The 17,470-nt window shown below is 67.5% G+C and carries 18 protein-coding genes; 13 read left to right on the forward strand and 5 right to left on the reverse strand.

All coding sequences use genetic code 11. The annotated features are described in order from the left end of the window. Positions 1–62: 62 nt before the first annotated feature. Positions 63–947, reverse strand: a complete 885-nt coding sequence (locus HUU99_RS08795; protein ID WP_174286210.1) for a Ku protein — start codon at positions 945–947, stop codon at positions 63–65. 212 nt (positions 948–1,159) lie between these two features. On the opposite strand from HUU99_RS08795, the gene pdxH reads away from it, so the two are divergent. Genes pdxH through HUU99_RS08810 form a run of 3 tightly spaced genes read left to right on the forward strand, consistent with a single transcriptional unit; the run spans position 1,160 to position 3,479 of the window. Continuing rightward, the gene (gene pdxH, locus HUU99_RS08800) at positions 1,160–1,738 is read left to right on the forward strand and encodes a pyridoxamine 5'-phosphate oxidase (protein ID WP_174286211.1); all 579 of its coding nucleotides are present in this window, start codon (positions 1,160–1,162) and stop codon (positions 1,736–1,738) included. Next, entirely contained in the window at positions 1,735–2,682 is a 948-nt protein-coding gene (locus HUU99_RS08805; protein ID WP_174286212.1) for a cation diffusion facilitator family transporter, read from the forward strand. The genes pdxH and HUU99_RS08805 overlap by 4 nt, the downstream gene beginning before the upstream one ends. Next, a complete protein-coding gene (locus HUU99_RS08810) occupies positions 2,682–3,479 on the forward strand; it encodes a PhzF family phenazine biosynthesis protein (protein ID WP_174286213.1) in 798 nt (265 codons plus the stop codon). Before HUU99_RS08805 ends, HUU99_RS08810 begins: the two co-directional genes overlap by 1 nt. Before the next feature lie 99 nt (positions 3,480–3,578). On the opposite strand, the gene HUU99_RS08815 is transcribed toward HUU99_RS08810, so the two are convergent. Further along, the gene (locus HUU99_RS08815; RefSeq protein WP_174286214.1) at positions 3,579–3,833 is read right to left on the reverse strand and encodes a UvrB/UvrC motif-containing protein; all 255 of its coding nucleotides are present in this window, start codon (positions 3,831–3,833) and stop codon (positions 3,579–3,581) included. Continuing rightward, positions 3,830–4,933, reverse strand: coding sequence for a tRNA 2-thiouridine(34) synthase MnmA (gene mnmA / locus HUU99_RS08820; RefSeq protein WP_174286215.1), 1,104 nt, complete (start codon positions 4,931–4,933; stop codon positions 3,830–3,832). The genes HUU99_RS08815 and mnmA overlap by 4 nt, the downstream gene beginning before the upstream one ends. Positions 4,934–5,082: 149 nt before the next feature. Between mnmA and HUU99_RS08825 the strand changes: the two genes are divergently transcribed. From HUU99_RS08825 to HUU99_RS08835, 3 genes are all read left to right on the forward strand, one after another. Further along, a complete protein-coding gene (locus HUU99_RS08825; RefSeq protein WP_174286216.1) occupies positions 5,083–5,310 on the forward strand; it encodes a hypothetical protein in 228 nt (75 codons plus the stop codon). Between the two features lie 103 nt (positions 5,311–5,413). Then, a complete protein-coding gene (sciP, locus tag HUU99_RS08830) occupies positions 5,414–5,713 on the forward strand; it encodes a CtrA inhibitor SciP (protein ID WP_174286217.1) in 300 nt (99 codons plus the stop codon). Between the two features lie 93 nt (positions 5,714–5,806). Then, positions 5,807–6,052 carry a GlsB/YeaQ/YmgE family stress response membrane protein gene (locus tag HUU99_RS08835; protein ID WP_174286218.1) on the forward strand — a complete coding sequence of 82 codons (246 nt, stop codon included), beginning with the start codon at positions 5,807–5,809 and terminating at the stop codon, positions 6,050–6,052. 64 nt (positions 6,053–6,116) lie between these two features. Here the strand turns inward: HUU99_RS08835 and HUU99_RS08840 are convergent, their stop codons facing one another. Continuing rightward, complete coding sequence (locus tag HUU99_RS08840; RefSeq protein WP_254603060.1) at positions 6,117–6,845, reverse strand: SIMPL domain-containing protein; 729 nt, start codon at positions 6,843–6,845, stop codon at positions 6,117–6,119. 170 nt (positions 6,846–7,015) lie between these two features. On the opposite strand from HUU99_RS08840, the gene HUU99_RS08845 reads away from it, so the two are divergent. From HUU99_RS08845 to HUU99_RS08875, 7 genes are all read left to right on the forward strand, one after another. After that, positions 7,016–8,191 carry an efflux RND transporter periplasmic adaptor subunit gene (locus HUU99_RS08845; protein WP_174286219.1) on the forward strand — a complete coding sequence of 392 codons (1,176 nt, stop codon included), beginning with the start codon at positions 7,016–7,018 and terminating at the stop codon, positions 8,189–8,191. Position 8,192: 1 nt separating this feature from the next. Next, positions 8,193–11,423, forward strand: coding sequence for an efflux RND transporter permease subunit (locus HUU99_RS08850; RefSeq protein ID WP_174286220.1), 3,231 nt, complete (start codon positions 8,193–8,195; stop codon positions 11,421–11,423). Positions 11,424–11,526: 103 nt separating this feature from the next. After that, positions 11,527–12,741: a DUF445 domain-containing protein gene (locus HUU99_RS08855; protein ID WP_174286243.1), complete on the forward strand. Its 1,215-nt coding sequence runs from the start codon at positions 11,527–11,529 to the stop codon at positions 12,739–12,741. Between the two features lie 227 nt (positions 12,742–12,968). After that, positions 12,969–14,075, forward strand: a complete 1,107-nt coding sequence (locus HUU99_RS08860; RefSeq protein WP_174286221.1) for an ABC transporter permease — start codon at positions 12,969–12,971, stop codon at positions 14,073–14,075. Next, positions 14,075–14,938, forward strand: a complete 864-nt coding sequence (locus tag HUU99_RS08865) for an ABC transporter ATP-binding protein (RefSeq protein WP_174286222.1) — start codon at positions 14,075–14,077, stop codon at positions 14,936–14,938. Before HUU99_RS08860 ends, HUU99_RS08865 begins: the two co-directional genes overlap by 1 nt. Beyond that, on the forward strand, positions 14,938–15,903 hold the full coding sequence (locus HUU99_RS08870; RefSeq protein WP_174286223.1) for an MlaD family protein: 966 nt from the start codon (positions 14,938–14,940) through the stop codon (positions 15,901–15,903). Before HUU99_RS08865 ends, HUU99_RS08870 begins: the two co-directional genes overlap by 1 nt. Before the next feature lies 1 nt (position 15,904). Beyond that, positions 15,905–16,486 carry an ABC-type transport auxiliary lipoprotein family protein gene (locus tag HUU99_RS08875; protein WP_174286224.1) on the forward strand — a complete coding sequence of 194 codons (582 nt, stop codon included), beginning with the start codon at positions 15,905–15,907 and terminating at the stop codon, positions 16,484–16,486. A gap of 7 nt (positions 16,487–16,493) precedes the next feature. Here HUU99_RS08875 and HUU99_RS08880 read toward each other — a convergent pair whose 3' ends face one another. After that, positions 16,494–17,387 carry a peptidylprolyl isomerase gene (locus HUU99_RS08880; RefSeq protein ID WP_174286225.1) on the reverse strand — a complete coding sequence of 298 codons (894 nt, stop codon included), beginning with the start codon at positions 17,385–17,387 and terminating at the stop codon, positions 16,494–16,496. Positions 17,388–17,470 lie beyond the last annotated feature (83 nt).

A 17,470-nucleotide genomic window follows, 5' to 3' on the forward strand; every position in this document is an offset into this window, starting at 1 on the left:
TTGCGGGCGTCACGCTGCTTGGCTCTGGACCCCGGGACGAGCCCGGGGTGACCGGTGCGGCCTCAGGCACGTTTCTTCGCCGCGGGCTTCTTCGCCGGTGCCTTTGCCGCGGGCTTCTTCGCTGCCGGTGCCGCCTTCGCCGGCGCATCGTCCTTCGGTGCCGTCCCCATCGACTTCTTCAGCGCCGCCATCAGGTCGACCACGTTCGATCCACTCCGCTTGCCGTCGTCCTTGTCCTCGATGATCTTGCCGCCGCCCTTCGCCTTGCGCTTGCGCTCGACAAGATCCTTCAGCGCGTCGACATAGCGGTCGTGGAATTCCTGCGGGTGGAACGTGCCGCTGCGCTTGCCGATCAGCGCTTCGGCCAGTTCGAGCAGTTCGTCCGAGGGCTTGTCGTCGGGAATCTCCCGGAAATAGCCTTGCGCCTTGTGCACTTCGTCGGCGTAGCGCAGCGTCTCCAGCACCATGCCGCGCCCGCACGGCTTCAGGCTGACGACATATTCGCGGCCGCGCATCGCCAGCTGGCCCAAGCCCACCTTCTTCGTCCGCCGCAGCGCCTCGCGCAGCACGATGAACGCCTCCTCCGCCAGATCGTCGGCGGGCACCACGAAATAGGGCTTTTCGTAATACAGCACGTCGATCTCGCTCGCGTCGACGAACTGCGTCAACTCCAGCGTCTTCTTCGATTCCAGCTTCACCGCGTCGATCTCGTCCTGGTCGAGCAGGACATATTCGCCCTTCGAAATCTCGTAGCCCTTCATGATCTCGCCCACGTCGACCGGGCCGACCCCGGTGACGACTTTCTCGTAATGGATCGGCTGGCCCGACGGTTCGTGGATCTGCTTGAACGAAATCGCCGCGCCCGATTTGGTGGCGGAATAGATTTCCACCGGGATCGAGACGAGCGCGAGCCTGATCTGTCCCTGCCAATAGGCGCGTGCGGCCATGTCGATCGTTCCCCGTTTCGAAGGCGATTCAATCCTCAGGCGGGGGAGTCGTTCCCAATCCTCCCCGGGACGAGGAGGGGGACCGTCGGGCGAAGCCCGATGGTGGAGGGGGTGGGCCGCAAGTGGTTCGCTCGCGGCCTGCCCCCTCCACCATTTGCTTTCTGCAAATGGTCCCCCTCCCCGTACCGGGGAGGATTGGCTATATGCCCCGGATGACCACCAATCCCTTCGCCCTGTTCGACGAATGGTATGCCGCAGCGAAAGCCGGCGAACCCAATGATCCCAACGCGATGGCGCTGGCCACCGCGGACGCCGACGGTCGCCCGTCGGTGCGCATGGTGCTGTTGAAGGGGCATGGGCCGGACGGGTTCACCTTCTACACCAACCGCGGCAGCGACAAGGCGGCGCAGCTGGCGGCGAACATGCAAGGCGCGCTGCTGTTCCACTGGAAGTCGCTGCGCTGGCAGATCCGCATCGAGGGCGCGGTGGTGCTGGCGACGGACGCGCAATCGGACGCGTATTTCGCGAGCCGCGGCCGCGACTCGCGGCTTGGGGCCTGGGCATCGGACCAGTCGCGGCCGCTGGCGGACCGCGCGACGTTCGAGGCGCGGGTCGAAGAGGCCAGGGTGCGGTTCGAGGGCGGCGATGTGCCGCGGCCGCCGTTCTGGGGCGGCTATACGGTCGTTCCCGATCGGGTGGAATTTTGGCAGGACCGCGCGCATCGTCTACATGAGCGTCGCCTGTTCGTGCGCACCGGCGATGATTGGACGGAAGGGTTGCTGTACCCATGACGCAGGACGAACGCCGCAAGCTGCTGCCCCTCGCCACGCGCGCGGCGCTCGCCAGCGTGGCGATGGCGACGTTCCTGCTGCTGTTGAAGGGTTTCGCCGCATGGCTGACCGGATCGATCGCGATGCTTGGATCGCTTGCCGATACCGGACTCGATCTGCTCGCGAGCCTCGTGACGCTGTACGGCGTCCGGTTGGCGGCGACGCCGGCGGACAGCGACCACCGCTTCGGGCATGGCAAGGCGGAGGCGCTGGCAGCCTTGTTCCAGGTCGCGCTGATCACCGCATCCGCGGTCGGTATCGCCTGGCGCGCGATCCTGTCGTTCGGGAACCAGACCGCGACGACCGACGCGAATTTCGGGATCGGCGTGTCGATCGCGGCGATCGCGGCGACGGGCGTGCTGCTATGGTATCAGCGGCGTGTGATCCGAAGCACGGGATCGGTCGCGATCATGGCGGACAATGTCCATTACCAGTCGGACATGCTGCTCAACGGATCGGTGATCCTGGCACTGGTGCTGGACCAGTATTTCGGGTTCCACGATGCCGATCCGGTGTTCGGCATCATCATCGCGTCGTGGCTCGCCTGGGGCGCGTTCCAGGCATCGTCGAACGCGATCGACCAGCTGATGGACAAGGAATGGCCCGAGGATCTGCGCGCGCGCTTCCTCGATGTCGCGGCGCGGCAGGACGGGCTGAAGGGCATCCATGATTTCCGCACGCGGCGCTCGGGCAGCCACGACTTCGCGCAGTTCCACATGGAGGTCGACCGGCACCTGAGCGTCCACGACGCGCACGAGATCGTCGAGTCGGTCGAATGCAATCTGAAGAAGGCGTTTCCCAAGGTCGAGGTGCTGATCCACCTCGATCCGGAGGGTCATGTCGATACCGACGATCCGCTGGTCGAGGCGGACGTGACACCGCACTGGTTCGCGAAGAGGTTGTGATGCGCATTCCTTTCACGCAGGTCGACGCGTTTGCCGACAAGGCGTTTGCCGGCAATCCCGCGGCGGTGATGCCGCTCGACCAATGGCCGGACGACGCGGTGCTTCAAGCGATCGCCGCGGAAAACAATCTGTCGGAAACGGCGTTCCTCGTGGCGGCCGATGACGACCAGGCGGATTTCGAACTCCGCTGGTTCACACCGGTCGACGAGGTGCGGTTGTGCGGTCATGCGACGCTGGCGAGCGGGCATGTCGTGCTGTCGAACGACGCCGCGCGGGATCGAGTCCGGTTCCGTACCCGCAAGGCAGGCATGCTGGCGGTGGTCCGCGCGGGTGCCGGCTATGAATTGGCGCTGCCCGCCTGGAAGCCCGAGCCATGCCCGCTGCCCGAGATGGTCGCCGCGCTCGGTGTGACCGATGTCGCCGAGACGCTGTGGCGCGATGGCGGATACGGCGTGATCGTCCTCGAAAGCGAAGCGGCCGTGCGCGCGGTGATGCCCGACTTCGCCGCTCTCGCGGCGTGCGGCGATCGTCAGGCGATCGTCACCGCGCCGGGTGCCGAGACGGATGTGGTCAGCCGGATGTTCGCGCCGGGTGCGGGGATCGACGAGGACCCGGTGACGGGTTCGGCGCACGCGGTGGTGGTGCCTTATTGGGCGGAGCGGCTCGGCCGCGACCGCTTCACCGCGTTTCAGGCGAGTGCGCGGGGCGGGCGACTGACCTGCACGCTGGATGGCGAGCGGGTGGTGCTTGGCGGGTCGTGCGTGACGGTGATCGAGGGGACATTCCTGTTGCCTTGAATACTTCCTGGTCATGCGGGCCCGTCCCGGCATCAGAGCCGCGCGCGATAGGTTCTTGGCCCTGGACCCCGGGACAAGCCCGGGGTGACGGTAGCACGGCTACCGCTTCCGACCCTTCGTCATCGGATCGGGCTTCTTCGGTTTCACCCACCCCGGCGGCGGCACCATGCGCTGCTGGCTGGTGCCGAGCCCCATGCTTCCCGGCTGCTGGCGCACCAGCCCCGCCAGATCGTTCGCCGGATCGTCGCCGCCACCACGCAACACGCTGATCCGGTCGCGCAGCCGGCCTGCCTCCTCGAAGTCGAGCGCGGCGGCGGCGGCGTGCATCGCCGCCTGAAGCTCGTCGATCGTCATGCCGCGGCCCGTGCCGCCTCGGTTTCCGCGATCCAGCCGCCGCCCAGCACGCGCTCGCCCGCATACAGCACCGCCGCCTGGCCCGGCGCGACGCCGTATTCGGGCGCGTCGAACACCACGCGGTCGCCGACCAGCCGCGCCGGCACGGGCTTCGCCATCGACCGGACCTTCGCGGTCAGCGGCCCGGCGAAGTCGCCGCCAAGCCAGTTGACGCGCTCGACCCGCGCCGCATCGACCGCCAGCGCGGCGCGCGGGCCGACGACGACGCGGCGGGTGTCGGGTTCGAGCCGCACGACATAGAGCGGCTCCGGCACGCCGCCGATCTCCAGACCGCGACGCTGGCCGACGGTGTAATGGATCAGCCCGCGATGCGCCCCCAGCCGCCGCCCGGCCATGTCGACGATCTCGCCCGTGGTATCCACGCCCGGCCGCAGTTTCGCGACGAGGCCTGCATAATCGCCGTCCGGGACGAAACAGATATCCTGGCTGTCGGGCTTGGCCGCGACGCCGAGCCCCATTTCGGCGGCGATCGCGCGGACCCGGTCCTTGGGCAGACCGCCGAGCGGGAAGCGAAGATAGTCGAGCTGGGCCTGCGTGGTCGCGAACAGGAAATAGCTCTGGTCACGCGCCGGGTCCGCGCCGCGGTGCAGTTCGGCACCGCGCGGTCCCTCGACCCGGCGGACGTAATGACCGGTCGCCAGGCAATCCGCGCCCAGGTCGCGCGCGAGCGTGAGCAGGTCGGTGAATTTCGGGCCCATGTTGCACTGGACGCACGGGATCGGGGTGCGGCCCGCGATGTAATCGTCCGCGAACCGGTCGATCACGTCCGCGCGGAACCGCGTTTCGTGATCGAAGACATAATGCGCGATCCCCAGCCGATCGCAGACCGCACGGGCGTCGCGGATGTCGCGGCCCGCGCAGCACGAGCCGGCGCGCCCGATCGCCTCGCCATGATCGTAGAGCTGCAGCGTGACGCCGATCGTCTCCGCAGCCGTAGCCGCCGCCAGCGCGGCCACGACGGAGCTGTCGACACCGCCCGACATCGCCACGACGATACGCTTGCCCCGCGGGTCCGCCCCGATCTGAAAGTCGGCTTCCATCGCGGACGGGCCATAGCGCAAGCGCCGGCGGCGCGCAAAAGAACCGCGAATTCATACGTGTTCACGAAGCGTTGCGGCGGGCTTTACCCGGTTTTCATTCGCCCCGGCCTAGGGCGTACATCCCCCCGCCGTTCCAGCGAGTATGCTTTTTGGACCTGAGTTTTCCCCCCTTCGTCGGCCCGACCGAACTCACCGTGCTGCCCGCCGATCTGGCCGCGCTGATGACCGGTATCGCCGCGCGCCAGGCCGGCAGCACGACCGCCGCGATCCAGGGCGACCTTTCCTATCGGACGATCGACCCGCGCCTGTTCGCGCCCGTCGACGGCGCGTTCAACGGCCCGATGGCGGCGACGATCATACGTTGGAAAGAGCAATGAAGACCGCGTTTACCGAAGCGTTTCAGGCGATCTTCAAATCCCGCGCCTACACGCAGCATCACTGTTGGAGAGGGGGCCCCCCGCCCCGATCGAGGTTGAGTTTATGATCGAGAACCAGAAGATCCGTCCCGCCAAAGTCATCGGCCCGCTCGGCGAGCAGCTGACGATCGAGAGCTTGCCGCCCCCCTCCACCACGCGCTGGGTGGTACGCCGCAAGGCCGAAGTGGTCGCTGCGGTGAACGGCGGGCTGCTGTCGGTGGACGAGGTCTGCGAACGCTACGGCCTGACGCCCGAGGAATTCGCCGGATGGCAGCGCGCGATCGACCGATCGGGCATGCCGGGCCTGCGTGTGACCCGGATCCAGCACTACAATGCGCTTTACGAGCGTCAGCAGAAATATTGATCGAGGTTATCGGACCGCCTACGGAACAATAATCCCGGCTCGCGAGTCTGTTGGTCATCGCCCGGTAACGGGGACCAATAGAGGGACGCGATCATGGGTATCATCATCTGGCTTATCGTGGGTGGCCTGTGCGGCTGGCTGGCCGGGCTTATCATGCGCGACAATCAGGGCATCTTGCTGAATATCGTCGTCGGGATCGTCGGCTCGGTCATCGCCTCGGCGATCTTCGGTGCCGGGATCAACGAGGTGATCACGGTATCTACGTTCATCTATTCGCTGGTCGGTGCGATCATCCTGCTCGCGATTGTCAACCTCATCCGTCGCGGCCGCGTGCGGTAAGCATCGGCAATCGGAATTCAGGAAAGGCCGTCCGGGCGACCGGGCGGCCTTTTTCATGGCCGCGCTATTCCAGCAGGAATCGCACTGATAGCGTCGCCGTGACGTCCTTCTCGCCCGGCGCGATCGCGGTATCGACCTTTAGCTGGGCACGCGCGTAGACCATCGGCGCGTTGCCGCCGCCCGTATTCTCGCCCGACTCCGAAATCGAAACGATCCGCACGACGTGCAGGCCGGCCGCGCGCGCGTACAGATCGGCGCGGATGCGGGCGCGGCGCACCGCATCGGTACGCGCTTCGTCCAATGCGGCATCGGGATTGTCGAGCGACAGGTCGGGCCCGTCGATCTGGTTCGCCCCTTCCGCCACCAACGCGTCCAGGATCGGACCCGCCCGGGCGATGTCGTGGAACCGGATCGAGACGCTGTCGGTCGCCTGGTAACCCGTCAGCGTCGGCGGCCGATTGTCGGCGTAGCGATATTGCGGGTTCAACCTTACGCTGGCGGTCGCGATGTCGCGGGGTGCGATACCGGCCTTCTTCAACGCGGCCAGCACGCGCTGGATCCGCATCGCATCGTCGGCCAGCGCGGCGGATGCGGTCGCGGCCTGCGCCACCACCCCGGCCCGGATCGTCGCCAGGTCGGGTATGCGGGTCGTGCGCCCTTGCGCGGTGATATCCAGCACGGTGCCCGTCGCCGGGACCATCGGCGGGACCGATTGGGCACGGGCCCGGGCGGTCGCCGCGACCAGCGGCAGGGCGGCGAGGGCGGACATGGCGGTGCGTGACGGACGGAACATCGGGGCCTCCCAGCGAAGTGACGACGGGCATCGTGACACGGAAACGATGAAACCCCCGGTGAACGCAAGGGGTCGGCTTGCGGAAAACGGGCTTTTCGGCCATGTCGCTGCCCACTTGAGGTTGGTGACTTATTCCTATAACACAGTCACTCCGAAGGGTGGGGACGAACATGAATTACGAGTCGCGACAGATCGGCGGCGAAGACCGGGCCGCGTTGCCCGACTATACCGACGCCCGGCCGGGCCGCGGACGTCGCGCGCTCGGCCTCGTCGGCCTCGTGCTGCTCGCGGCCGTGCTGATCTGGGCGTTCTTCCTGCGCGGGCATGCCGCGCCCAATACGCAGCCCGTCGAGCAGGTGCCGAGCGTCAGCGTCGTCGTCCCCGGGCGCAAGACGATCGACCGTCAGCTGAGCGCGAACGGCAGCCTGGCCGCCAAGCGGGAAATGCCGGTCGGCGTGGCCGGCGAAGGCGGGATGGTCCGTCAGGTCCTCGTCGAGCCGGGCCAGTGGGTCCAGGCGGGGCAGGTATTGGCGACCATCGACCGGTCGGTGCAGACGCAGACCGCCGCTTCGCTCGGCGCATCGATCAAGGTCGCGCAGGCCGATGCGACACTGGCGCAATCCGAACTCGACCGCGCGCAGCAGCTGGTGGCGCGCGGGTTCATTTCGCGGTCGGATATCGAAACCAAGACCGCGACCCGCGACGCCGCCGCGGCGCGCGTCAAGGTGGCGCAGGCGCAGCTCGCGCAGCAGCAGGCGACCAATGGCCGGCTCGATATCCGCGCGCCCGCGGCGGGTCTGGTGCTGACCCGTCAGGTCGAACCCGGACAGATCGTCAATTCCGCGTCGGGCATGCTGTTCCGGGTGGCGATGGACGGCCTGCTGGAAATGCGTGCGGCGCTGAGCGAATCCGATCTGGCGACGGTCCATGTCGGCGCGCGCGCGACGGTGACGCCGGTGGGTTCGACCGACAGCTTCCAGGGCGTGGTATGGCAGGTGTCGCCGGTGATCGATCCGACGACGCGCCAGGGCATCGCGCGCGTGCAGCTGACCTACAATCCCTCGCTTCGCCCCGGCGGGTTCGCCGCGGCGACGATCGTCAGCGGTGCCAATGTCGCGCCGCTGCTGCCCGATTCGGTTTTGCAGAGCGACGACAAGGGCAATTTCGTGTATGTCGTCGGACCGGACGACAAGGTCGAACGCCGCAACGTGAAGATCGGGCAGGTCTCCGATTCCGGCGTGACGATCCTCGGCGGGCTGACGGGGACGGAGCGCGTGGTGGTGTCCGCGGGCGGGTTCCTGGCCCCGGGACAGAAGGTGAAGCCGATCGTGCAGAAGGCATCCTGATATGAATTTCCGCAACATCTCCGCCTGGGCGATCCGCAACCCGGTGCCGCCGATCGTGCTGTTCGTCGCGCTGACGCTGGCAGGCATCGTCAGCTTCATGGGGATGAGCGTCAACGATCAGCCGGATATCGATTTTCCCGTCGCGATCGTCGTCATCAGCCAGCCGGGTGCCGCGCCGACCGAGCTTGAGACGCAGGTCACGCAGCGCGTCGAGGCGGCGGTGCGGTCGTTGCAGGGCATCGACGAAATCAGTTCTACCGTGACGGAAGGGCAGTCTCAGACCGTCGTTCAGCTGGCGATCGGCACCCCGATCGACCGCGCGGTCAACGACGTGCGCGACGCGATCTCGCAAATCCGCGGCAACCTGCCGCAGGGCATCCTGGAACCGCAGGTGTTCCGCGCGAACACGACGGGCAACGATCTCGCCAGCTATTCGGCCGTCGCGAGCGACATGACCGTCGAACAGCTGAGCTGGTATATCGACAATACCGTGACCAAGGAATTGCTGTCGATCCCCGGCATGGCCGAGGTGGACCGCAACGGTGGCGTCAGCCGTGAAATCCGGGTGATCCTCGATCCGCTGAAGCTTCAGGCGCAGGGCGTCACCGCCAGTCAGGTCAACACGCAGCTGCGCTCGGTCAATCTGAACGCCGCTGGTGGTCGGGCCGAGATCGCCGGGTCCGAACAGTCGGTCCGCGTGCTCGGCAACGCCCGCAACGCGGTCGATCTCGGTCAGTCGCAGATCAACGTCGGCGGCGGCAGGACGGTGCGCCTGTCCGATCTGGGTCAGGTCCGCGACCTGTTCGCCGAACAGCGCAGCCGCGCGGTGGTGGACGGACGCCAGGTCATCAGCTTCGATTTCCAGCGCGCGAAGGGTGCGTCGGACGTCAGCGTCTACAACGAAGCGGTCAAGAAGCTGACCGCGCTGGAGCAGCGCAACCCGCGCGTGCATTTCGTGCTGCGCCAGAACAGCGTGAAGCGCACGGAAGAGAATTATCACAGCGCGATCGAGGCGATGATCGAAGGCGCGGTGCTCGCGGTCTTCGTCGTGTTCCTGTTCCTGCGCGACGTGCGCGCAACCGCGATTTCCGCGCTGGCCATTCCGCTATCGGCGATCCCGACCTTCTGGTTCATGGACCTGATGGGATTCACGCTGAACCAGATGACGTTGCTCGCGCTGTCGCTCGTCGCCGGTGTGCTGGTGGACGATGCGATCGTCGAGATCGAGAATATCGTTCGCCATATGCGGATGGGCAAATCGGCGTATCAGGCGTCGATCGATGCCGCGGACGAGATCGGGCTGGCGGTGCTGGCGACGACGATGTCGATCGTCGCCGTGTTCCTGCCGGTCGCGCTGATGCCCGGCGTGTCGGGGCAGTTCTTCAAGAATTTCGGCATGACCGTCGTCGCGTCGGTGCTGATGAGCCTGGCGGTCGCGCGTCTCGTCACGCCGATGATCGCGGCCTATTTCCTGAAGGCCGCGGGGCCCGCCAAGCATGGCGAGGGTCGCATGATGGACGGTTACATGGCGACGCTGCGCTGGACGTTGATCCGCGGGCGCGCCGGGGGTCAGGCGGCGGGGGGTTTCGGCCGGCGACTGATGGCGCGTCTGTGGGACCATCGTTTGTGGGTGACGGGGCTCGGCGCGGTCGCGTTCGTCGCGACGATCGCGATGTTCGGCGTGTTGCCGATGACGTTCCAGCCGGCGAGCGATAGCGATACCTCGACCGCGACGATCGACATGGTACCGGGAACGACGCTGGCCCAGACGGACGTGGTCGTGAAGCGAGTGGCCGCGCTGCTCGGCGCGCAGCCGGAAGTCGCATCGGTCTATTCGCGTACCGGCCAAAGCGGCGCGGTGAATTCGGGTCGCGTCACCGCGACGCTGAAGGACAAGCGCACGAAGACCAGCACGCAGTTCGAGCGCGATCTCGCACCGCAACTGGCGAGCATACCGGACGCGCGGATCGCCTTCCGGTCGCAATTCGGGTTCGGGACCAGCTCGCGCGACGTGAACGTGACGCTGGGCGGCGACGATCCCGTGATGCTGCAGCAGACCGCGGACAAGATCGTCGCGCAGATGTCCAAACTGCCGATGATCACCGCACCGCGCGTATCCGGCAATCTGCAACGACCCGAAATCGTGCTGAAGCCGCGGATGGATCTGGCCGCCAATCTCGGCGTGACGACCGATGCGCTGTCGAACGCGATCCGGATCGCGACACTCGGCGATATCGATCAGAACAGCGCGAAATTCTCGCTGTCGGATCGCCAGATCCCGATCCGCGTCGCGCTGGACCAGAATGCGCGGACCAGCCTGTCGACGATCCAGAACCTGCCGGTCGCGACCGCGTCCGGCGGCGCGGTGCCGCTCAGCCTCGTCGCGGATATCGGCCTGGGATCGGGGCCGACCAAGATCGACCGGGTCAATCAACAACGTCAGATCACGCTCGGCGCCGATCTCGCGCCCGGCGTCGTCAGCGGTGTCGCGAACAAGGCGATCCACGATCTGCCCGCGATGAAGGACTTGCCGATCGGCGTCGCCGAACTGACGCTCGGCCAGTCGAAATGGCAGGAGGAGATGGTCACCAATTTCATCATGGCGGTGATCGCGGGCATCTTCCTCGTCTTCGCGGTGCTGGTCCTGCTGTACCGCCGCGCGCTGCCGCCGTTCGTCAACATGGGGTCGCTGATGCTGGCACCGCTCGGCGGCCTGGTGGCGCTGTGGGTGGCGGGGCAGCCGCTGTCGCTCCCCGTCTTCATCGGCATCCTGATGCTGCTCGGCATCGTCGCGAAGAATTCGATCCTGCTGATCGACTTTGCGCTGGAGGAGATGGCGAAGGGGGTGGACGTCGTCACCGCGATCATCGATGCCGGGCACAAGCGCGCGCAGCCCATCGTCATGACCACGGTCGCGATGGTCGCCGGTATGGTGCCGACCGCCTTGTCGCTCGGCGGCGACGGATCGTGGCGTGCGCCGATGGGTATCGTCGTGATCGGCGGGCTGTTGCTGTCGACCGTGCTCACCCTGCTGATCGTGCCGGCGACGTTCAGCCTGGCGGTCGGGATCGAACGCTGGGCGGGCCCGCGGCTCGGACGCCGCCTGCTGACGTATCGCCCGGGCGACGACGGCAGCGAAGTCATCGGCATCGCCGGCCCCCGCGGTCCGGCGCTCGGCCCGATGCCCGGACGGATCGGTTACGACGACGACGGCACGCAGCCGGCGGAATGATCGCTTGAACCATCCCCCCGTTCGGGGATTGTCCGACGCGATGTCGAACCGCGCCATTCGTACGACCGCCGCTGGCGAGCCTGCGCCCGCGGCACTGGTGCGGATGCGGCTGGTGGCGACCGGGCTGCTGGTCGCGATGGCGATCCTGTTCCTCGTCGCCCGTGCGGCGCTGCGGAGCGGGCATCCCGCCGGATGGGGTTTCGTCCTGGCCTTTGCCGAGGCGGCGATGGTCGGCGGTCTGGCGGACTGGTTCGCGGTCACCGCCTTGTTCCGGCACCCGCTCGGCCTGCCGATCCCGCACACCGCGATCGTGCCGCGCAACAAGGACCGGATCGGCGACACGCTCGCGCAATTCCTGCGCGACAATTTCCTGATCCCCGCCGTCATCGCCCGGCGGATGCGGCCGCTCGACGTCGCATCCGCCATCGCGCGCTGGCTGACCGATCCGCCCGAGGGCGCGGGCGGCCGGTTCCGCAAGGGCGCGTCGAAGCTCGTCGCGCAGATGCTGGAAGGACTCGATCCGCAGCGAATGGGCGGGATGGTCAAGGCGGCGATCGCGACCCGGCTGCGCACGACCGGACTCTCGCCCGTGCTCGGCCGGCTGATGAAGGCCGCGATCGCCGAGAACCGCCACGCGCCGTTGCTGGAGGCGGGGGTTCGCTGGGGGGCGAAGGCACTGGCGCAGAACGAACATCTGGTCCGCCGGATGGTGCACGACCGCGCGGGCTCGATCTTGCGCTGGACCGGCCTCGACGAAACCGTCGCCGACAAGCTGATCGCGGGGCTCGACAAGCTGCTGACCGACATGGCGGACGATCCGCAGCATCCGTTGCGGCTGCGGGCGGAGGAGGGGCTCGATCGCCTCGCCTGGGACCTGCAATATGACCGCCGTGTGCGCGCGCGCGTCGAGGCGATGAAGGAGGAACTGCTCGCCAACCCGGCGATGCAGCGCTGGATCGACGGGTTGTGGGAACAGGCGCGCGGCAGCCTGCTGAGGATCGCGCGCGATCCGGAGGCGGCGATGGCGGGCCGGCTCGGCGAGATCCTCCGTCAACTGGGCGAGACGCTGCAGAACGACCGCCGGCTTGCGCGCACGATCAATCGTTTCGTTCGCCGCAGCGTCGTCGGCGTCGCGGCGGATTATGGCGACGGGATCGTCCGACTGGTGTCGGAAACGGTCCGCGGCTGGGACTCCAGGACGATCACGCGGCGCCTGGAAAATGCGGTCGGCCGGGACCTGCAATATATCCGCGTCAACGGTACCATCGTTGGGGGCCTGGTCGGGCTGACGATCCACGCGGTCGATCTGGTGTTGTAGAAGCGCACATAATCATTTCGTTTTCGGACGCCCCGTCGATCAACGTCATCCCGGGCTTGTCCCGGGATCCGGAGCCAAGCAGCGACACGCCCGTAACCCTGGATCCCGGGACAAGCCCGGGATGACGCAAGGGGTACCGACAGCCCTGATCGCCAATCGCGCCAGCGCGCCGTCGCACGCCGCAATCGTCTTGCCGTGCCTGCCGCTTTCCCGCAAAGGTACGGGCGATGAGCGCAACCGCCGACTTCGAACGCACCGACCAGGACGGCGGCACGCTGCGCTTCACCGGCAATCTTTCGCTGTCGCGGATCGGCGATCTGCCCGAACGGCTCGGAAAGCTCGACGGCCCGGTCAGGATGGTCGATCTGAGCGGAATAGAACGGATCGACACCGTCGGCGCGTGGATCGTCCACCGCTTCGCCGCCACGCACGATGCCGCGGTCGAGGGCCTGAACGACAATGACCAGCATCTGATGGATCAGGTGATCCGATCGGATCAGCCGGTCGACATGCGGCCGGGCCATGTCGGTGCGGTCACGCGCCTGGTCGGCGAGGTCGGTACCGCGGCCGTCACCGCGGGCCGCACGATGCTCGGGCTGCTCGGTTTCCTCGGCGCGACGGCGCTGGCCTTCCTCGCGACGATGCGGCACCCCGGCCGCTTCCGGTTCAACGCGGTGGTGCAGCAGTTCGAGGTCGTCGGCGTCTCCGCGCTCGGCATCATCGGCCTGATGAGCTTCCTGATCGGCGTCGTCATCGCACAGCAGGGCGCGGTCCAGTTGCGCCAGTTCGGGGCGGAAGTCTTCACGATCAACCTGGTCGGCCGCCTGACGCTCCGCGAGATGGGCGTCCTGATGACCGCGATCATGGTCGCCGGTCGATCGGGCAGCGCGTTCGCGGCGCAGATCGGCACGATGAAGCTGACCGAGGAGATCGACGCGATGCGAACCATCGGCGTGTCGCCGATGGAGGCGCTGGTGGTCCCGCGCACGCTCGCTGCGATCATCCTGATGCCGCTGCTCGGCTTCTACGCGTCGATGATCGCGTTGATCGGCGGCGGATTGCTGGTGTGGATCACGATCGGCGTGCCACCCGTCACCTATATCCAGCGGATCCGCGAAGTCGTGCCGATCACCGATCTGTACGTCGGCCTGATCAAGGCACCCGTGTTCGGCGCGATCATCGCGATCGCCGGCTGTTTCCAGGGCCTGCTCGTCGAGGCGGACGCCGAACAGGTCGGGCTGCGCACCACCGCGGCGGTGGTGCAGGCGATCTTCCTCGTCATCGTGCTCGACGCCTTCTTCGCGGTGTTCTTCACCTGGCTGGGGTGGAACTGATGCCCGTCGAAACCGCCTGGCCGCGCGGCGACGACATCGTCATATCGGTCAAGGGGCTGAAGAATTGTTTCGGCGACCAGGTCGTTCATGACGGGCTCGATCTCGACGTCAGGCGTGGCGAGATCCTCGGCGTGGTCGGCGGATCGGGCACGGGCAAATCGGTGCTGATGCGCTCGATCATCGGGCTGCAGGTGCCGAATGCCGGCGATGTCACCGTATTCGGTGAGAACGTGTTGCGGCTGAGCGACGCCGATGCGGTCGAACTGCGAAAGCGCTGGGGCGTGTTGTTCCAGGGCGGCGCGCTGTTCTCGACGCTGACCGTCGCCGAGAACGTCCAGGTTCCGCTTCGCGAATTCTACCCCGCGCTCGACCAGGCGCTGCTGGATGAGATCGCGTCGTACAAGGTCGTGATGACGGGCCTGGCGGCGCAGGCCGGTCCGAAATTCCCCGCCGAGCTTTCGGGCGGCATGCGCAAACGCGCCGGGCTGGCGCGCGCGCTGGCGCTCGATCCCGACCTGCTGTTCCTCGACGAACCGACCGCCGGGCTCGACCCGATCGGCGCGTCGGCGTTCGACGATCTGACCAAATCGCTCCAGAAGACGCTCGGGCTGACCGTGTTTCTCATCACCCACGATCTCGACTCGCTCTACGCCATCTGCGACCGGGTGGCGGTCATCGCGGACAAGAAGGTCATCGCGGTCGGGACGATCCCCGAACTCATCGCGCTCGACCATCCGTGGATCGAGGAATATTTCAAGGGCCCCCGCGGCCGCGCGGCGGTCGCCACGCAAGAAGCGCAGGCGGGGATCGCGGCCCACCGGACACCGGTGGACGCCGACCAACCGGCAAGGACGACGCGCTGATGGAAACCCGATCGAACCATGTCCTTGTCGGCACCGTGGTGCTGATCCTGCTCGCGGTCCTCGCGCTGTTCACGGTGTGGATCGCGCGGCTGGGCGGCGCGTCGACCAAGGAATACGACATCTTCTTCAAGACGTCTGTCGACGGCCTCGCCAAGGGGTCGGCGGTCACCTTCTCCGGCGTGCCGTCGGGCCAGGTGAAGGAGATCGCGCTGTGGAAGCCCGATCCCCAGTTCGTCCGCGTGCGAATCACCGTCAACCAGGACACGCCGATCCTGCAGGGCACCACCGCGACGATTTCCGGCGTCGGCTTCACCGGGGTCAGCCAGATTTCGCTCGACGGCGCGCGTAAGGGTGCCGAAGCCATCGGCTGTCCGGACGACAATCCGCAGAGCCAATGCCCCTACGGCGTCCCCGTCATCCCGACCAAGCAGGGCGGGCTGGGCGCGATCCTGAATTCCGCGCCGCAACTGCTGGAGCGGCTGTCGACGCTGACCGAACGGCTTACCGGGCTTCTGACCGACAAGAACCAGGCGTCGATCGCGGGCATTCTGGCCAACACCAACCGCCTGTCCGCGGCGCTCGCGGATCGGGGCCCCGAAATCGCCGCCACGCTGGCGCAGACGCGGGTCGCGATCCAGCAGGCGGGCGATGCGGCGCAGCAGATCGGCGCGCTGGCGCAGACGTCGAACGGCGTGCTGACCAGTGACATAAAACCCGCGATGGCCAATCTGGACCAGGCGATCCTGTCCGCGAAGAAGAGCGCGGACACGCTGAACGGTGCGGTGGAGGATGTGCGGCCCGGGCTCCAGTCCTTCTCGAAACAGACGATCCCCGAGGTCGGGCAGCTTGTCCGCGATCTCAGGGTCATGTCGGCATCGCTATCGTCGGTCGCCGAAAAGGTCGACCAGCAGGGTGCGGGATCGATCCTGGGCCAGCCGAAGCTCCCCGATTACAAGGGCAAGTGACATGAAGACACCGTTCCTCCTCTTCGCCGCGTTGCCGCTCGCGGGTTGCATCAGCTTCGCCGCGAAGCCACCCGCCTCGCTGCTGACGCTCGACACGCAGGCCAGCGTGCCGGTGGGCCAGGCCCAGAATTCCGCGACCGCCAAGGCGATCACGATCCAGGTTCCGGCGGTGCCGCAAAGCCTCGCGACCGCGCGTATCCCGGTGCAGGCGACGCCGACCTCGATCGCCTATGTGAAGAACGCTTTATGGGCCGAACCGCCCGCACGACTGTTCGCGCGGCTGCTGTCCGACACGATGACCGCGCGCACCGGCCGCGTCGTGTTGTCGAGCGCGCAGTCCTCGGTCGACCCGGGGGCACGGCTTTCCGGCGAATTGCGGACCTTCGGGCTCGACGCCGGGCAAAACCAGGCGGTCGTCATATTCGATGCGTCGCTCATCCGGATGAACGCGACGACGGTCGAGAAGCAGCGTTTCGAGGCGCACGTGCCGGTGACGGCGATCGACGGACCTAATGCCGCGACGGGGATCAGCGCCGCCGCCAACCAGGTTGCGCAGCAGGTCGCCGACTGGGTAGGGCGCTAGATTACGTTCAGCGCGCCCGGCGGGTCGCCAGCGGCACGTCGCACACGTCGACGCCGCCCAGCCCGACCGTCGGCGGCTTGGGCGCTACCCGGGCGGCGACCATTGCGGTGAAGCGTGGATTGTCGGCGGCGCGGTATTCGAACCGCGGTCGCGTCGCCGCCGGAATGTCGCTCGCCAGCCGGACCGACACGATCGGCAGCCGTTCCGCCGCGGTCGCATACATCCCCATCGCCGCCCCACTGCGCGGCAAGCCCGACAGATACGCCATCCCCTCGATGACGCGGCCGACGATGGCGTAGTTTCGATCGAGCCGTCGCGCCGACCCGCCGATCGGCGTGAACAATTCCGCGCCGCTGCCCGTATCGGGGCTGGCATCGCGCGCGACGCCGACGGTGCCGTAGCAGTGAGTGAGCCACGCCGCCCCACCGTCGGATGCCGTCGCCCAGCCGTCCGCCGTGATGCCGGACGCGGTGGAATATGCATCCGCGCGCGCCATCGTCTGCGCGACCCTCAGCCCGCCAGGCACGAGATCATATTCCGCCGCGGGCCGCACGGCGACACCGGGCGGCAGCGGCTTCTTCTCGGTCTGGTCGCCCCACTGCGTCACCCAATTGTCCTGCACGCGGTAGACGCTCGTGCCGTCCCACCAATGCGCCAGCGCGAGCGCGCGGACATTGGCGACATGCTCCGGCGCATAGGCCGCGGCGAGCCGGATCACGACCGTCCGATCCCCCGCCAGCGTCATGACGAGGAGCTGGTCGTCGGCGATCGCCACCCAGTCCGCCGCGACCGGATCCCCGGGGGTCGTTGCCGTCGGCGCGGCTGCGGGCGGGGCAGGGGGCGGAGGCGAAGCAGGCGCGGCCTGAAGCGCGGCGGCAAGCGCGAGGAGCGGAGCGATCATCGCGTCAACCTGCCCGACCGCGACGCCCTGCGCAATCGCTTGCGCTAACCACTGCCCCGCTCTACGGCCCGTCCCCTCCAGTG

Source organism: Sphingomonas bacterium (genome assembly GCF_903642285.1).
In the GTDB taxonomy this organism is placed as follows: Bacteria; Pseudomonadota; Alphaproteobacteria; order Sphingomonadales; family Sphingomonadaceae; genus Sphingomonas.

Excerpts from the sequence above, each read along its gene's own strand:
- HUU99_RS08795 (WP_174286210.1), bottom strand. The coding sequence starts at position 947 with ATGGCCGCACGCGCCTATTGGCAGGGACAGATCAGGCTCGCGCTCGTC.
- pdxH (WP_174286211.1), top strand. The coding sequence starts at position 1,160 with ATGACCACCAATCCCTTCGCCCTGTTCGACGAATGGTATGCCGCAGCG.
- HUU99_RS08805 (WP_174286212.1), top strand. The coding sequence starts at position 1,735 with ATGACGCAGGACGAACGCCGCAAGCTGCTGCCCCTCGCCACGCGCGCG.
- HUU99_RS08810 (WP_174286213.1), top strand. The coding sequence starts at position 2,682 with ATGCGCATTCCTTTCACGCAGGTCGACGCGTTTGCCGACAAGGCGTTT.
- HUU99_RS08815 (WP_174286214.1), bottom strand. The coding sequence starts at position 3,833 with ATGACGATCGACGAGCTTCAGGCGGCGATGCACGCCGCCGCCGCCGCG.
- mnmA (WP_174286215.1), bottom strand. The coding sequence starts at position 4,933 with ATGGAAGCCGACTTTCAGATCGGGGCGGACCCGCGGGGCAAGCGTATC.
- sciP (WP_174286217.1), top strand. The coding sequence starts at position 5,414 with ATGATCGAGAACCAGAAGATCCGTCCCGCCAAAGTCATCGGCCCGCTC.
- HUU99_RS08835 (WP_174286218.1), top strand. The coding sequence starts at position 5,807 with ATGGGTATCATCATCTGGCTTATCGTGGGTGGCCTGTGCGGCTGGCTG.
- HUU99_RS08840 (WP_254603060.1), bottom strand. The coding sequence starts at position 6,845 with ATGTTCCGTCCGTCACGCACCGCCATGTCCGCCCTCGCCGCCCTGCCG.
- HUU99_RS08845 (WP_174286219.1), top strand. The coding sequence starts at position 7,016 with ATGAATTACGAGTCGCGACAGATCGGCGGCGAAGACCGGGCCGCGTTG.
- HUU99_RS08850 (WP_174286220.1), top strand. The coding sequence starts at position 8,193 with ATGAATTTCCGCAACATCTCCGCCTGGGCGATCCGCAACCCGGTGCCG.
- HUU99_RS08855 (WP_174286243.1), top strand. The coding sequence starts at position 11,527 with ATGCGGCTGGTGGCGACCGGGCTGCTGGTCGCGATGGCGATCCTGTTC.
- HUU99_RS08860 (WP_174286221.1), top strand. The coding sequence starts at position 12,969 with ATGAGCGCAACCGCCGACTTCGAACGCACCGACCAGGACGGCGGCACG.
- HUU99_RS08865 (WP_174286222.1), top strand. The coding sequence starts at position 14,075 with ATGCCCGTCGAAACCGCCTGGCCGCGCGGCGACGACATCGTCATATCG.
- HUU99_RS08870 (WP_174286223.1), top strand. The coding sequence starts at position 14,938 with ATGGAAACCCGATCGAACCATGTCCTTGTCGGCACCGTGGTGCTGATC.
- HUU99_RS08875 (WP_174286224.1), top strand. The coding sequence starts at position 15,905 with ATGAAGACACCGTTCCTCCTCTTCGCCGCGTTGCCGCTCGCGGGTTGC.
- HUU99_RS08880 (WP_174286225.1), bottom strand. The coding sequence starts at position 17,387 with ATGATCGCTCCGCTCCTCGCGCTTGCCGCCGCGCTTCAGGCCGCGCCT.